This window comes from Streptomyces sp. NPDC058371, from assembly GCF_042723265.1.
In the GTDB taxonomy this organism is placed as follows: domain Bacteria; phylum Actinomycetota; class Actinomycetes; order Streptomycetales; family Streptomycetaceae; genus Streptomyces.
The window spans coordinates 163,647-177,537 of sequence record NZ_JBHXJC010000015.1; the positions used below are offsets into that span (position 1 = coordinate 163,647).

The 13,891-nt window shown below is 67.4% G+C and carries 11 protein-coding genes and 1 pseudogene; 5 read left to right on the forward strand and 7 right to left on the reverse strand.

The annotated features are described in order from the left end of the window. Positions 1 to 150: 150 nt before the first annotated feature. Together ACFWM2_RS33090 and ACFWM2_RS33095 are read right to left on the reverse strand one after the other, a co-directional pair. A complete protein-coding gene (locus ACFWM2_RS33090; RefSeq protein WP_383287625.1) occupies positions 151 to 582 on the reverse strand; it encodes a hypothetical protein in 432 nt (143 codons plus the stop codon). A gap of 199 nt (positions 583 to 781) precedes the next feature. Further along, a complete protein-coding gene (locus tag ACFWM2_RS33095; RefSeq protein ID WP_383287627.1) occupies positions 782 to 1,039 on the reverse strand; it encodes a WhiB family transcriptional regulator in 258 nt (85 codons plus the stop codon). Positions 1,040 to 1,709: 670 nt separating this feature from the next. On the opposite strand from ACFWM2_RS33095, the gene ACFWM2_RS33100 reads away from it, so the two are divergent. After that, positions 1,710 to 2,468 carry a GntR family transcriptional regulator gene (locus ACFWM2_RS33100; protein ID WP_383287629.1) on the forward strand — a complete coding sequence of 253 codons (759 nt, stop codon included), beginning with the start codon at positions 1,710 to 1,712 and terminating at the stop codon, positions 2,466 to 2,468. 13 nt (positions 2,469 to 2,481) lie between these two features. Here the strand turns inward: ACFWM2_RS33100 and ACFWM2_RS33105 are convergent, their stop codons facing one another. Both ACFWM2_RS33105 and ACFWM2_RS33110 read right to left on the reverse strand, forming a co-directional pair. Then, the gene (locus tag ACFWM2_RS33105; RefSeq protein WP_383287631.1) at positions 2,482 to 2,826 is read right to left on the reverse strand and encodes a hypothetical protein; all 345 of its coding nucleotides are present in this window, start codon (positions 2,824 to 2,826) and stop codon (positions 2,482 to 2,484) included. Positions 2,827 to 3,086: 260 nt separating this feature from the next. Next, on the reverse strand, positions 3,087 to 3,872 hold the full coding sequence (locus ACFWM2_RS33110) for a hypothetical protein (protein WP_383287632.1): 786 nt from the start codon (positions 3,870 to 3,872) through the stop codon (positions 3,087 to 3,089). 1,392 nt (positions 3,873 to 5,264) lie between these two features. On the opposite strand from ACFWM2_RS33110, the gene ACFWM2_RS33115 reads away from it, so the two are divergent. The 4 genes and pseudogenes from ACFWM2_RS33115 to ACFWM2_RS33130 all read left to right on the forward strand — a co-directional run bounded on the left by ACFWM2_RS33115 (position 5,265) and on the right by ACFWM2_RS33130 (position 11,730). After that, on the forward strand, positions 5,265 to 5,840 hold the full coding sequence (locus ACFWM2_RS33115) for a hypothetical protein (protein ID WP_383287634.1): 576 nt from the start codon (positions 5,265 to 5,267) through the stop codon (positions 5,838 to 5,840). A 407-nt stretch (positions 5,841 to 6,247) separates the two neighbouring features. Further along, entirely contained in the window at positions 6,248 to 7,183 is a 936-nt protein-coding gene (locus tag ACFWM2_RS33120; protein WP_383287636.1) for a Ku protein, read from the forward strand. A gap of 495 nt (positions 7,184 to 7,678) precedes the next feature. Further along, a pseudogene (dnaE, locus tag ACFWM2_RS33125) lies at positions 7,679 to 11,269 on the forward strand (DNA polymerase III subunit alpha). Next, positions 11,266 to 11,730 (forward strand): DUF6300 family protein, encoded by a 465-nt coding sequence (locus ACFWM2_RS33130; protein WP_383287638.1) that lies wholly within the window; start codon positions 11,266 to 11,268, stop codon positions 11,728 to 11,730. Before dnaE ends, ACFWM2_RS33130 begins: the two are co-directional and overlap by 4 nt. Positions 11,731 to 11,897: 167 nt before the next feature. Here ACFWM2_RS33130 and ACFWM2_RS33135 read toward each other — a convergent pair whose 3' ends face one another. From ACFWM2_RS33135 to ACFWM2_RS33145, 3 genes are all read right to left on the reverse strand, one after another. After that, entirely contained in the window at positions 11,898 to 12,227 is a 330-nt protein-coding gene (locus ACFWM2_RS33135; protein ID WP_383287640.1) for a hypothetical protein, read from the reverse strand. A 140-nt stretch (positions 12,228 to 12,367) separates the two neighbouring features. Continuing rightward, positions 12,368 to 12,970, reverse strand: coding sequence for a GNAT family N-acetyltransferase (locus ACFWM2_RS33140; protein ID WP_383287642.1), 603 nt, complete (start codon positions 12,968 to 12,970; stop codon positions 12,368 to 12,370). Between the two features lie 204 nt (positions 12,971 to 13,174). Then, positions 13,175 to 13,852: a hypothetical protein gene (locus tag ACFWM2_RS33145; RefSeq protein WP_383287644.1), complete on the reverse strand. Its 678-nt coding sequence runs from the start codon at positions 13,850 to 13,852 to the stop codon at positions 13,175 to 13,177. Between the last annotated feature and the right edge of the window lie 39 nt (positions 13,853 to 13,891).

Here is a 13,891-nt window from a genome sequence, read left to right on the forward strand (position 1 = left end):
TCTTCTCCTCCCCCCCCCCCCCCCCCCCGGCTGTTTTTCGGGACGGTTCCCTCCCTTGGGTTTTTCTTTCCTTTTTGTCCTTCCGTTCCCCTCCCCACCCCCGATCCCCTGGGGTCCGCCCACGGTCGCCTGGCGCTCCGGGGCAGTTGGTCATCCGCCGCACGGGATCGGAACGTTGCCCTCGGTGTTGGCGTAGGCGAAGCGGACGAAGCCCTCGTACGTGCCCCACCCGCCGTGGCCGTCGTCGTGCGAGGTCTGGACGACCCACGCCAGGGTGGGGTCGTTGGGGTGGCAGCCGAACACGGACGCTTCGTCCTTCTCGCCCATGAGGCCCTTGATGTGCCCCCCGGCATCGCGGAAGTAGAGCCCCCCAGTACCCGGCTTCGGGTGGATGTCGATGGTGGGCCCCTCGTAGCCGACGTGCGTCGGGTCGGCCGAGGCTGGCGCGGCGAGCGTGACCCCCATGAGGCCGAGGGCGGCGGCGGTCCCGGTGGCGACTGCCACGCGGCCACGGGTGCGCCTCCGTGTGACGGTGGCGTCCTTGGCAGGTTCAGCGAAGCCGAAGTAGCCGCGAACGGTCATGATTTCGCTCCTTAGGTGAGGTGCTGGAGTGGGAAGGGGGGATCGCGGGGCGGTCGGTCCTCGCGCTGGTTCCGGAGGTTGCGGATCGCAGGGGTCGGCCGGGGCATGGCCCGGCCTCTCTCCCGAATGGGTTGAGTTGTTGGCCGCCCAGCGCCGGGAGGGTCCCGGTTGCACTGGGCGCGGGCATCCTTCGGGCTGGTCACGCCGACGCGTTGCCGGCACGGTTGCGGGCGGCGCGGCGCTTCATCGCGCGACGCGCGTCCTCGCTGTGGCCACCCCAGACGCCGGAGTCCTGGCCGGACTCGAGCGCCCACTGCAGGCACTGCTCCATGACGGGGCAGCGACGGCAGACGGCCTTGGCTTCCTCGATCTGCGGTAGCGCAGGACCGGTGTTGCCAATGGGGAAGAAGAGCTCGGGATCTTCCTCTCGGCAATGGGCGCTGTGTCGCCAGTCCATGGCGTACCTCCTGGGATCTCGTCTTGGGTCCGGTGCGGGTGCGCCGGAGGGTGGGCGATCGTGCGGTTGGCGGGGTGGCAAGGGCCACCAGCAGCCGAGGCCGTCGGTGCTCGCCGAGTTGAGGGCGCGGCAGGCATCGGCGAGGTGGGTTGCTGGTTCGTGTACGGCGTTGCCGCGCGGTGATCTCTAAACGCGGGGCTGCTCATCCCAGGGAGACCGGCTGGGCGTTGTTGCAGCTTCGAAGGTGGTTGCGTCGTTCCTTTGAGCCGGTTGCGCGGTGCGTCGTGGGCGTGGGCCCCTTCTCGGCCGGCTGGTCTCCACTCGCCTCGGCCGTGCGGTCACGGCCGTCTTGCTGCGGTGGATCACGCTATGGAGTTGTGGTGTTCCGCGGGTGGACCCGCGGTGTGTTGGTGGTATGACCCCGCCCTTGGGTTCGTGCCGTGGCGCACTGGGGCGCTCCAGCCGGGCGGGGCACAGCAAACGGGTGCAGCCGCCGACTTTCGGGGCTGTCCCTCGGGCGATGACAGTCCAGCAGAGTTCCGTAAGGAACTCAAGTAGATCCTTACGGAACGTTTCGCCGCTATGGTTCACGCGCCGTGGTGCGGCTTTCATCCCATGCCGCTGAGCCCCGTACGATCAGTGCCCCGATCGGAGAACTGGGAGGAGCGGCATGACTGACGCGTCGAGCGCACAGCGCGTGTATGTGAACATCGCTGATCAGCTCCGGTCGGACATCGTGGGGGGCATCTACGAGGACGGCGAGCGTCTGCCGGGGGAGGATGAGCTCGCCGCGAGGTTCCAGGTGGCCAGCCGGACCATTAACCGAGCGATTGACCTTCTCAAGGCTGACGGGCACGCCGTCGGACGGCGGGGATCCGGGGTCTACGTTCAGCGGCCGCTGACAATCCGGCACGAGCCGTTTCGCGCCCCCGATGCGCCCGGGTGGAAGGTCGGCTCTCGGGGCGCGGTCGAGATTCGCGCCCTTGACATCGACCAGGTCGCCGTCATCTCCGACCGGCCGCCGGCTGCCATCGCGTCCGCACTGGGGCTCGACACCGAGCAGCCGACCGTCATTTGGACGGCACGGTATTCGGCACCCAGGCGGCCTGTGAAGCTCACGCGTACGTATGTCCCGGCAGCGCTGGTTGCCGAGAACTCGACGGCGGGGGAGGATCCGACACCGCGTCGCCTGACCACGCTGCTGTCCGACTTGGGCCTATGGCCCGAGCACGGTTTCGTGGAGACCCGGGGGCGGGCGCCCGGCAGCGAGGACTGCGAGCTGCTCGAGATTCCCGTTGGCCGCCCCGTACTCGATTGCCGCCTCACCGTCTGGGACGCCCAAGGGCGCGCGTTGGCCGTCGAGCAGACCGTGATGGACACCGCTGCGTATGTGGTGGCCCACGCTGTCGATCTGCATGGAGTCCGGTAGCGAGGCACCACGCTCAGCCTGTGCCGACCCTCCCGGTGCCCGGACCGGTGCGTTTGGAGGCACGGGCGGCGTCGGTGCCGATCCCGTGCAACCGCCAGCCGCCGCCAGCGGGGATGCGTCCGAGCTTCTTGATATCGAGGTGGACGAGGTCGCCGGGGCGCTCGTGCTCGTAGCGGACGACGTCGCGCTCCCGGTTCAGGACCCGGCGGACGAGGATGCGGTGCACGGTGGCCGCCGCGAGAGTGATGCCGTGCAGACGCTGAAGGTCAGAGGCCAGCCGGGCTGGTCCGTGCTTGGTCTGCCGCGGTAGTGCCTCCACCAGATCAGCGATGTCCTCCGCAGTGCGGGCTGGACTCACGATGGGGATCGAGGAGCGGTCGAGTAGGTCGTTCTCGCCGTGCGCCCGTCATCGGACGTACCACTTGGCCAGGCAGCGGGGAGATCCCGGCTTCCGCAGCGACGGTCGCGATCGGATGCCCGGCGTCCACGCGCTCACATAATCGACGACGCCCGTCCGGCGTCAGTGGGGCGTTGGAGTGCCTCGCCATGTCCCGCCGCACTGCCCTGTGCTGCTGAACTGGGCTATGCCGGGGACTTCACGTGCCCTTTCACGCTGACTCATCCGGTCCCCCACGTCACGGTGTCAAATCCGTCGGTGATGCCGATGGTGAACGATGCCACTGACAACAATCCTTTGGTGCAGGTCAGGCGCTGGCGTCTATGCGGCGGTGCCGTCCGTGGTGAAGCAGCCGCAGCCGCCTTCGAGGCCAGCGAGAGCGGCCTCGTGTCGCCGACGGTGAGGTCTCGGAGGATCGACACATCCGTGCCAAGGAGGGCGCGCATCTTCGCCTCCGCTCGCTCGGCGCGGGCGTACCGCTCGGGGAAGACCTCCAACAGGCGGGCCCATTGGGACTGGCCGCCCTTGACGCAGGCGCCGCCGCAGTTGTTGTGTGCGAATCCGAGCCGGTACAGACGCGGGTCGAGCAGTCCGGCTGTACGGGCTTCGGCACGCAGCCGCTGCTTGTCGTAGTACGGCGGCTGGGTCGTAGGCCTCGACTGGACCGAGCCGCACCGCATCCCCGGCAACCGCGCCGGGTGGGTTCCCTGGCGCGTCGAGTACCCGCCGGAGGGCTTGACTTTCAGCTCCAGCGGGCATTGTGCGAGGCGGGCGTTGCCGAGCCACCGCTTGTCTACGAAAACGTCCCAGGGATCGCGCTCCTGGGTGTCTGCGACCCGAGTGATCGGAACGCCGAGCTGCGCGCTGGCCTGCTCGTTGAACGTGTAGAGGTCATCGTCCTCGGCGTTGGTGTCAGCGAACAGCAAGGTGGTGCTGGCGGCGCCGTGCTCAGCGACGACGTGACGAGCGGCCGCCCAGGAGGTGAGGCCTCCGGACCACATGACCACGTGATGGGACGTCAATCGGGGCTCCTTACCCCAGGTCACCCCAGGGCGACGCGGCAGCTCATGACGAATGACGTTGCACGGCGATATCCTGCAGGCCACGGCGGGGCGGAACCTGCTTCAAGGCCCGGCGATCCCGTCGATCTTGACGGTGGGCGCGTCGCTGTCGGCGTCGCACTGCGACTGCTCGAGTGATCAGGCGCTGGCGCGCAGCCTTACGCAGCCGTTCGTCTACGGCGGCGTAAAGGAGCGCCTCCGGAAGGGAATGCATATGGACAATCCCGTTCTGTGGCCTGGGGGTTGGGCCACTGCTGGCATCGATGCGTTGATCCGCGATTGCTCTCGGACTGTGCGGCATTGGCCGGTCGGCGCAGCGGGATCCACTGCAGTACGACTGACTGCTGCCAGCCTGTGTGCACCAAACAGTCCGATCTCACCGAGGAGGCCGAAAGATCGCGTGACGCGGGAAAGTACCTAATGCGCCGTCCCGCGGCGAGGGAAGGCGCCGGAAGGACCAGCTTCTCGGCGCTCAGTCTGCGTTGCCGTCAGGTCAGGCCCTGTGGGAATCGACGCCATGGCCAAGGCCTATGGTGCGCATGCCCGGCAGGGCCACGAGGCGCGATGACGGCCGCCACCGTGCGACGGGCCGAGGTCCAGCGGACAGGAGCCCGAGGCGCCACAGCCCCTATCCCCGCTGAGCAGCTCGAGCGGTTCTCCTGTGGAGGCCTTGGCTGCATGGCCAGCGTTGGGCGGAGGTGGGGGACGGGATCGGCCTAGAGGATCTGTACGGCTATCTTGAAACTCCACTGGCAGCCCGCGGATTCGGCCGCCGCAGCGCCGGCCGGGCGCGGCGGTCGTTCCTGTTGCAGGTGGTGCCCGTCGATGCGCCTACGGGCGTCGTGAAGAGCTCCGCAAGATCGGTCCGTTTGTGGAGTACGCGGACACGCTCCGGGATGCCGTGGAGGCCCACGCGGCGGTGCCGCATGATTTTGCGGCAGGGATCTGGAAGTTTGCGAGCCTCTCTAGGCCCCCTGAGCATCCATGGAGCCGGTGCTCGTTGCCGAGACCCGGTTCAAGTTGCTAAAGGGCACCGCACGAGCCGACTGGCAGTCGACAACGGTCCTGAGCCGCCGTGACGATCAGAAGGGTCGAATACCCGCTTTCCGGGGTCGGGAAAGTCGTGTCCCGGCCCGCCCGCCCACGCCGCCGAAAGCGACAGAATTCCTGGACGCGGACCTTAAAGCAGGGAGGGATGTTGACGACTCCGCGTCACGGCTGGCCCACCGATGAACGCACCGACCGTACCGGCACGAGCACCTCAAGTCCTCGTGTGTGCATGGCCGGCTGTCGAAAACAGTACGGACCGAGGTGCTCCGGCGTACGACGGCCGGGCTGATGTCACTGCGTGACCTGCGGATGGTCCTGCTCATCGCCGGAGAGGAAGAGTCCTGGTCGTCGGTGCGGGAGATGGTGATGACGGCGGTGGCGGCGACCCCGGCACACCAGGTCCTCCAGTTGCACGTCCAGCTCGAGATGTGGCCGCCGCTTGCCTTCACCGACACTTCCGGCGCCGCGCAAGCCCGGGTCGGCCTGCCCGGCCACGAGGTCACCGGCCCCGAACGCTGGGGCCCGACCAAGCAGCAGGCCCCCGACGCGGCGATGACCAGCCTGCTGGCCTCCTTGGTCGGCGCCACCGACCCGTTTGACGCCTCCTCTGTGCCGCCACCGTGCCACGAGCGGTTGGGCCGGGGCGGACTATGCGTGGACACCTTCGAGGTCCTGCTCGCGGAGGACATCGCGCCCTCTCCCCGGCCCCTCCTCCTGGATGACCTCCTCGGGCGCGCCGAGTCCGCGCAGTATCAGCACCGCCACATGTACGCTCTGCTCTTCACCGCGTCCGGAAGCGTCCACGTCACGCCTCATGCCTTCCACACCGACACGTTTCTGCTGCCATCCCACCCCACACGGTGAGGCGCACAGCCGGGAACCGATCACCAGTTCTAGAATCGAGGACGTGCGGGATAGCCAATCCTGCGCAGCGAGGACAGAAGCCATGACCAGCCCCACACCCCCGAAACAGAGCGCCGCACTGCTGGACTGCGCCCCGGCTCAGGTGGGCCCGTGCGCGAAGTGCCACGGTCCGACCCATCGCTACGGCGTCGGCGCCAGCCCGCTGTGCCCCACGTGCCTTGAACCGGTCCGGGCCACCCAGAAGAAGTAGCCTCGCCGGCTTCCTGGGGGATTCCGGATGTGCGGGCTGCCCGGCTACCGGGCGGATCACGGCCGTGATGCAGGCAGAAGCTGCAGCGCCGATGTGGTGCCGGGAGCGGCGGCCGATCGTAGGCTGGCGTTCTCGGGGTACGTCGCGGAGGTCTGCCATGCCCCGAACCATCTGGTCAGGCGCGATCAGCTTCGGTCTCGTCACGGTACCGATCCACGTGGTGAGCGCTACCGAGGATCACTCGGTCCGCTTCCACCAGTACCACCTCGAAGACATGGCCCGCGTACGCGTACGAAAGTACTGCGAAATCGAAGACCGCGAGGTCACACAGGACGAGATCGGCAAGGGCTACGAAGTCTCGAAGGACCAGGTCATCCCCGTCCTGGACGAGGAGCTGCGGGAGATGCCGCTGCCGACGGCGAAGGCGATCGAGATCCAGACGTTCGTGCCGGCCGAGAGCATCGACCCGATCCGGATCGGCGAGGGCTACTACCTCCAGGCCGACGGCCAGGTCGCAGCCAAGCCCTACAAGCTGCTGCGCATGGCGTTGGCGAGGTCATCGAAGGTGGCCATCGCCAAGTTCGCCTGGTCCGGCCGGGAGCGCCTCGGCTTGCTGCGGGTTCGTGACGACGTCATCGTGCTGCACGCGATGAAGTGGCCCGATGAGATCCGTGACCCGTCGGAGCTGGCGCCGAAGGCGGTGGAGCTCACCGAGAAGGAGCTGGAGGAAGCGCAGCTCCTGGTCGACCGCCTGACCACCGACGTCCTCGAGGGGCCGGAGTTCACCGACCACTACACGGAGGCGCTGGAGAAGGTGATCGAGGCGAAGCGTGAGGGCAAGAAGCCGCCGGAGATGCCGGAGCAGGAAGCTCCGACGGGCAAGGTGATGGACCTGATGGCCGCTCTGGAAGCCTCCGTACGCAAGACGCGTGAGGCGCGCGGCGAGAACGCCGACGTCCACGAAATGCCGAAGAAGAATGCCGCGAAGAAGTCCGCGGCGAAGAAGACCGCGAAGAAGGAGCCCGCGAAGAAGTCCGCGGCGAAGAAGACGGCCAAGAAGGCGCCAGCGAAGAGGTCCCGCCACAGCGCGTAACTGCGTGGGAGTACCTGGGACGTAGGCCACCGGCGTGGGAGTGGCGCCTCGATCCCGCAGGGCCATGCCCCACTGTTCGGCGCGTACCTGCTCGACTCCCCATCACGGTCGACTGTCCTGTGCCGGCTCGGCGGTGTAACCGCATGGACCCGCCTGCCGTTGACAGCGCGTGGACGATTACGAGCACATCGACCTGGGAGCCGTGGACTTCGCTCCCGTCGCGCGCACTGTCGAGCGCAGCGTCTCCCGCTGAAGAACCGGCCGTGCTCCACCGATGCCCGGTCCCATACGGCGACTGCGGAGCCGGATTCGCCGTTGTCGTGGCGGTCGATCTCTGTGACGGGCAGGGGCCCTCAGACAACTTTGCGTAGTTCTCTGAGGTCACCGGTTTTCGTAACTGTGGATCTCCAACTCGCGGCTGTGAGCTGGCAGTTTGAGGCACCGGTGGCCGCTAAGGTGAGGGCTTCCCGCGACAGCCTCGGAGGTGCCTGCCCGGTGTCGGACAGCTTTGTACACCTGCACAATCACACCGAATACTCGATGCTGGACGGGGCGCAGCGGCTGAAGCCGATGTTCGCTGAAGTCGAGCGGCAGGGCATGCCCGCCATCGCGATGTCCGATCACGGCAACATGTTCGGTGCGTACGAGTTCCAGCAGGTGGCCAAGGGCTTCCAGGGCGTGAAGCCGATCATCGGGATCGAGGCGTACGTTGCCCCGTCCTCGCGCCGGAACCGAAAGCAGGAGTTCTGGGGCCCCGGCGGCGTGCGGGCGATGTCGGACGATGGTGAAGGCTCGAAGGATGTCTCGGGTGGCGGCCGTTTCACCCACATGACGATGTGGGCGCAGAACGTCACGGGTCTGCAGAATCTGTTCTATCTGTCGACGGAGGCGTCCTACACGGGACAGTTCCCGGCCGGCAAGCCCCGTATGGACATGGACCTGATCTCCGAGCATGCCGAGGGGATCATCGGGACGACCGGCTGCCCCTCGGGCGCCATCCAGACCCGGCTGCGTCTGAACCAGTACGACGAGGCCCTGAAGATCGCCGGCCAGTACCAGGACATCCTCGGGAAGGAAAACTACTTCCTCGAGTTGATGGACCACGCCCTGGACCTGGAGCGCAACGTCCGCGGGGACCTGCTGCGACTGGCAAAGGACCTCGACATTCCGCTGCTCGCGACGAACGATGCGCACTACGTCCTCGAAGAGCACGCGGACGCGCACGACAACCTGCTGTGTATCGGCGTGGGCAAGAACAAGGACGACCCGGGCCGGTTCAAGTTCAACGGCACCGGCTACTACCTCAAGACCGCCGCCCAGATGCGAGAGCTCTTCTCCGAGATCCCCGAGGCGTGCGACAACACTCTGCTCATCGCGGAACGCATCGAGTCCTACGCGTCGGTCTTCGAGAACGTCGACGAGATGCCGAACTTCCCCGGCGTCCCCGAAAGCGAGACGCAGGAGTCCTGGCTGCGCAAGGAATGCCTCAAGGGCCTCGCCATGCGCTACGGCGACCCGATCCCTGCCGAGGTCCTGGAGCGGTTTGAGACCGAGATGTCGGTTATCGGCCCGATGAACTTCTCCAGCTACTTCCTCGTCGTCGCCGACATCTGCCAGTACGCCCGTGACCAGAAAATCCCCGTCGGCCCAGGCCGTGGATCGGCCACCGGCTCGATCGTCGCCTACGCCACCCGCATCACCGAACTGTGCCCCCTGGAGCACGGACTGCTCTTCGAACGGTTCCTGAACCCCGAGCGCATCAACCCCCCGGATGTCGACCTCGACTTCGATGACCGGCACCGCGACCGCATGGTGCGCTATGTCGTCGACAAGTACGGCGACGAGTTCACCGCCATGGTGAACACCTTCGGCAAGCTCAAGGCCAAGAACGCGATCAAGGACACGTCGCGGCTCATGGGCTACCCGTTCTCACACGGTGAACGGATCACCAAGGCCCTGCCGCCGGACGTGATGGGCAAGTCCATCCCGATCAGCGGAATCTTCGACGAAAGCCACCCCCGCTATGGGGAAGCCGGCGAGATCCGGCAGATGTACGAGAACGAGCCGGACGTCAAGAAGGTCGTCGACGGCGCCAAGGGCGTCGAGGGCCTGATCCGCAACACCGGCGTGCACGCGGCCGCCGTCATCCTGTCCAAGACGCGTCTCACCGACCGCATCCCGCTGCACATGCGGGCCAAGGACGGCGTCAAAATCACCGGCTTCGACTACCCCAGTTGCGAGGACATGGGGCTGGTCAAAATGGACTTCCTCGGCCTTCGCAACCTGGGCGTGATCGACCACGCCATCCAGAACATCCGAGAAAACCGCGGCACCAACATCACCACCGACACCGTTCCGCAGGACGGCGCCCAGCCGATCCCGCTGGATGACGCCACCACATTCCAGCTCCTGGCGCGCGGTGACACCTTCGGCGTGTTCCAGCTCGACGGCGGCGGCATGCGCACCCTCCTCAAGCAGATGGAACCCAGCCGGTTCGAAGACATCGCAGCAGCCCTGGCCCTGTACCGGCCCGGCCCGATGGCGGCGAACGCCCACACGAACTACGCCTTCCGCAAGACCGGCAAGCAGGAGATCCAACCGATCCACCCGGAACTGGAAGGCGTCCTGGAGCCGATCCTGGGCAACACGTTCCACCTGCTCATCTACCAAGAGCAGATCATGGCCATCGCCCGCTAGCTCGCCGGCTACACGCTGGGCGGCGCCGACCTGCTGCGGCGTGCGATGGGCAAGAAGAAGCCCGAAGTGCTTGCCGCCGAGTGGGACAAGTTCTCCACCGGCATGATCAAACAGAATGGCTACTCCGAGGAATCCACCAAGGCGCTCTGGGACGTCATGCTCCCCTTCTCGGGCTACGCGTTCAACAAGTCCCACACCGCCGGATACGGCCTCGTCTCCTACTGGACCGCCTACCTGAAGGCGAACTACCCGGCCGAGTACATGGCCGCGCTCCTGACCTCCGTCGGGGACGACAAGGACAAGGCCGCGATCTACCTGGCCGACGCCCGCAAGCTGGGCGTTCAGGTCCTGCAGCCGGACATCAACGAGTCCGTCGCCAACTTCACCGCCATCGGCGACGACGTACGCTTCGGGCTCCGCTCGGTGCGCAATGTCGGTGAAGGAGTCATCGAGTCCCTGGTCGCCTCCCGCAAGGCCAAGGGAAAGTACACCTCCTTCCCCGACTTCCTCGACAAGGCCGACATAGGAGCACTCAACAAGCGGGCCGTCGAGTCACTGATCAAGGCCGGCGCCTTCGACTCGCTCCAGCACACCCGCAAGGGCCTGTCGGCTGCGCACGAGGACGCCATCGACGCCGTCATTCCGGTGAAGAAGCAGGCCGCGATCGGACAGGACGACCTGTTCGGCGACCTCAGCGCTGACAGCGACGAGCCGGCCTTCGGCCTGGACTTCCCCATCGACGACAGCGAATGGCCCCGCAAGCAACTGCTGGCCGCCGAACGCGAGATGCTCGGCCTCTACGTCTCAGCCCACCCACTGGACGGCACCGAGCACATCCTCTCCCGCAACCGGGACACCACCATCACCGAACTCCTGGGCTCCGGCCGCACGGAAGGCATCGTGCAACTGTCCGGCCTCATCACCAGCGTGGACCGCCGGATGACCAAACAGGGAAACCCCTGGGCGATCATCAACCTCGCCGACCGTGACGGCGAGATGGAAGTCCTGTTCTTCCCTGCCGTCTACACCCTCGTCCAGCACGCCCTGCTCGCCGACTCCGTCGTCTCCGTCCAGGGACGCCTCAACGACCGCGACGGCGCCGTCAGCATCTTCGGCCAGGAGATCCAGGTCCTCGACGTTTCCTCCGCCGAACACGGAGGCAAGCCCCCCGTGCAACTCTCCTTCCGCGCCCACAAGTTCAACGAGCACACGGTCCACGAACTGAAGCGCATCCTCACCGCACACAAGGGTGAAAGCCCAGTACGGATGCGTGTCCAATCGCCCGCCAAGACCGTCGTCTACGAGCTGGGCTTCCTAGTCGACGCAACCTCGGTCGCCTCCGACATCAAGGGCGCATTCGGCCCGGATGCCTGGATGGGCACGGCATGAGCCACCCGGAAAATGAGATCCTCCTGAAACTCGCCGATCCGCCGGACTGCACCCGCTGCGGCGGCCCCGCACTGCTGCATGCGAAGTTCACCCACTCGTGGAAGAACACCCGCGGGCAGGACGTGAACGGCCTTCGAGAAGCAGTCCTGTGCTCCCCTTGCGACGGCGGCGCGCGGGCCACCGACGGCCTGCTGGCACTACTCGCGGGAGCCGACCAGATGGGGCTGCCCAACATCCAGGTTATCGGTGGTCTCGCAGCGGCATGGGTCGAGTCTGTACGCGTGCCGCCTGCCTTCGTTCACCGGATCACGAAGTACGACCCCGCCGACCGTGACGAACACGGCAGCTACCGGGGCGCGGAGGAGGCGGCCAGCGACCACGGGCCGGTCGAGGCCGCGTATCTGGAGGCGATCTCCACGTTCGCGGAAGCTGCGGGCATTGACCGGGATGGAGATCCGTGAGCCCTCCGTTGCCGGGCTCGTCCACCTCGGTGCCCAGCCGGCGGTCGAAGGGCACGGTCTCGGCGGGCTCTTCCCGGCTGACCTCGCCAGTTACCACGACGGGGCCGAGGTCTCGGGGTGCATCAGCCGCAGCCGGAACAGGACTTCCTTCGCCGCGTCGCGGTCGGTCATGTCGGCCGGGGTGGGATGGCGTCGAGCGCGGCCCGTTCGGTGGGCCACGGCCCGGGTTCGGCGTCCCGGCTCGGGTCGGTCGGCAGGGCCCACCACTGGCGCGGCGCGCGGCGTACGACCCGGAAGCGCCTGCCGGACCACCAGCGGTCCCGGGGGAGGATCATCCAGGTGTCCCGGCCCCGCGTCCACTCCTCGGTGCCGACCGTCTGCGCGATCTGTTCCAGCAGGTCGCGTCGACGGATGTGCGCGAAGACGATCTCGCCGTCGGACTCTTCCTTGAGGTACTGCGTCCAGACGGCAGTGGCGCTGCTGTCCAGGAGGCCCATGTACGGCTCCGCCGACCATAGAGGGATCCGCGACCGGTGGGCGTGCGTGACGACGAGCACCACACGCCGAGGTAGGCGTACTGCGTCTCCCGGTACCGCGTGCTGCGCGGGGACTGCCCGGTCATCGGGTCGGTGTAGCTTCAGAAGGTCTGCCCCGGATGTGTCAGTGGGCTTTCACTAGCCGCGGTGGAGCTGCGTGGTGCGCGGACCATGCTCTCTCTAGGGGCGCCGATCTCACCGCGCCTGGTGTTAGTGACGAAGCCGAGGCGTCGGTAGAACGCGTGCAGCCGGTCCAGGTCCCCACCGAAGGTGTCGCTTGGGCTGAGCGTCATCGGTACTCCACGTAGATCTGCCGCCGCGATGATGTGCTTCATGACGCGGGTGCCGAGTCCCTTCCTTCGCTCGCTCTCTGTGAGGAGGATCCAGAACAGCACAAGGTACGGACCGCGATCGATTCCGAGTTGAAGCCGCACGCCCGGGTAGCTGGTCTGCATCCCCTCGGCCAGGGCATCGGCCCATGACGTCGATGGTTGGTCCATCAGTGTGTCGGCCGCGTGTGGATGGGGGATGTGGACTTCCCCGCCATCGCAGTCGAAGGGGGCCACGCCGAGGACGCGCAGAGACCAGTCCTCGGGCAGCGCGCGCACCTTCATCGCGAGCGCGGCGGCCACGGCGGGCTGGTTTTCGGTGAGGCGCTGCCACAGCGTGTCCGCCGTGGTCAGCGCGTCGGGCGATAACGTCATGCCGGTTCCTTCCGGACGGGGTGGGCGGGGGCGGCCGCAGAGGATGCACTGCTCGTCCGCGCGGAGGTCGTTGTTGGTGTCGCAGTCGGCGCACTTCCAGACCGCCGCGTCGGGGCCGTCGGACGCGTCATATCCGTTCCTTTCGTGGGCGGTTGGTCAGAACTGGCGGCGCATCCAGGCCGGGAAGGGGCTGTTCCGGAAGCGTCACGCTGCCGCCGCCATACGGATCTGGGAGACGTAGGCCAGGCAGCGCTGGCAGGTCGCCGGAGCGTCGATCGGGTCCTCGTCCAACGCGAGAGGCTTGGCGCGGCCGGGCGTCTCACAAAGGGCGCGGCCCGCCAGGTGGCGCCGGCGCCGCCCGGAGAAGACCTCGCCGAACGGAACGACGTGCCGCAGGTGCTCACGGGCACCGCCACGGACCCGGCCGTACCGGTTCTCGCGGACGACGACCTTGACCAGACAGGTACGGACCGCGGTGACCCATGCGGCGGCCTCGGCGCGGTGGCGCTCGGCGGTTCGCTGCTCCCGCAGGGCACGGTTCGCTTCCGCGCCCAGCGCCCGCTCCACGATGGCGGCATGCGCAGCGCGTTGGGCGCGGGTGACCGGCGGCTCGGGCTCAGCGTCCATCGCGATGGCCAGCAGGTACATGGTCGGCCAGTCACCCAGGGAGAAGGCCGTGTCACCGACGATCGCCGCCGCCCACTCGCGGTTGTGGAAGGGCCGGGGGGCATAGACGACCTTCGGGTCCACGAATGGCCCGGCTTCACGGCGGGCGCGCTCGCGAAGGGCGGCGATCTCCGTGTCACTCAGTCGCGTCGGCCGGTCCGTGTCCGTGGCAGCGAGCGCGTCCGGTGATGCCGCGGGATCAGACAAGGGGAGCATCACTGTTGGTCCTTTCTCGGTCGTGACGGGCCAGGGCCG

Bases quoted from the DNA above. Each gene is read 5' to 3' on its own strand.
- ACFWM2_RS33090 (WP_383287625.1), bottom strand. From the start codon at position 582: ATGACCGTTCGCGGCTACTTCGGCTTCGCTGAACCTGCCAAGGACGCC.
- ACFWM2_RS33095 (WP_383287627.1), bottom strand. From the start codon at position 1,039: ATGGACTGGCGACACAGCGCCCATTGCCGAGAGGAAGATCCCGAGCTC.
- ACFWM2_RS33100 (WP_383287629.1), top strand. From the start codon at position 1,710: ATGACTGACGCGTCGAGCGCACAGCGCGTGTATGTGAACATCGCTGAT.
- ACFWM2_RS33115 (WP_383287634.1), top strand. From the start codon at position 5,265: ATGTCACTGCGTGACCTGCGGATGGTCCTGCTCATCGCCGGAGAGGAA.
- ACFWM2_RS33120 (WP_383287636.1), top strand. From the start codon at position 6,248: ATGCCCCGAACCATCTGGTCAGGCGCGATCAGCTTCGGTCTCGTCACG.
- ACFWM2_RS33130 (WP_383287638.1), top strand. From the start codon at position 11,266: ATGAGCCACCCGGAAAATGAGATCCTCCTGAAACTCGCCGATCCGCCG.
- ACFWM2_RS33135 (WP_383287640.1), bottom strand. From the start codon at position 12,227: ATGGGCCTCCTGGACAGCAGCGCCACTGCCGTCTGGACGCAGTACCTC.
- ACFWM2_RS33140 (WP_383287642.1), bottom strand. From the start codon at position 12,970: ATGACGTTATCGCCCGACGCGCTGACCACGGCGGACACGCTGTGGCAG.
- ACFWM2_RS33145 (WP_383287644.1), bottom strand. From the start codon at position 13,852: ATGCTCCCCTTGTCTGATCCCGCGGCATCACCGGACGCGCTCGCTGCC.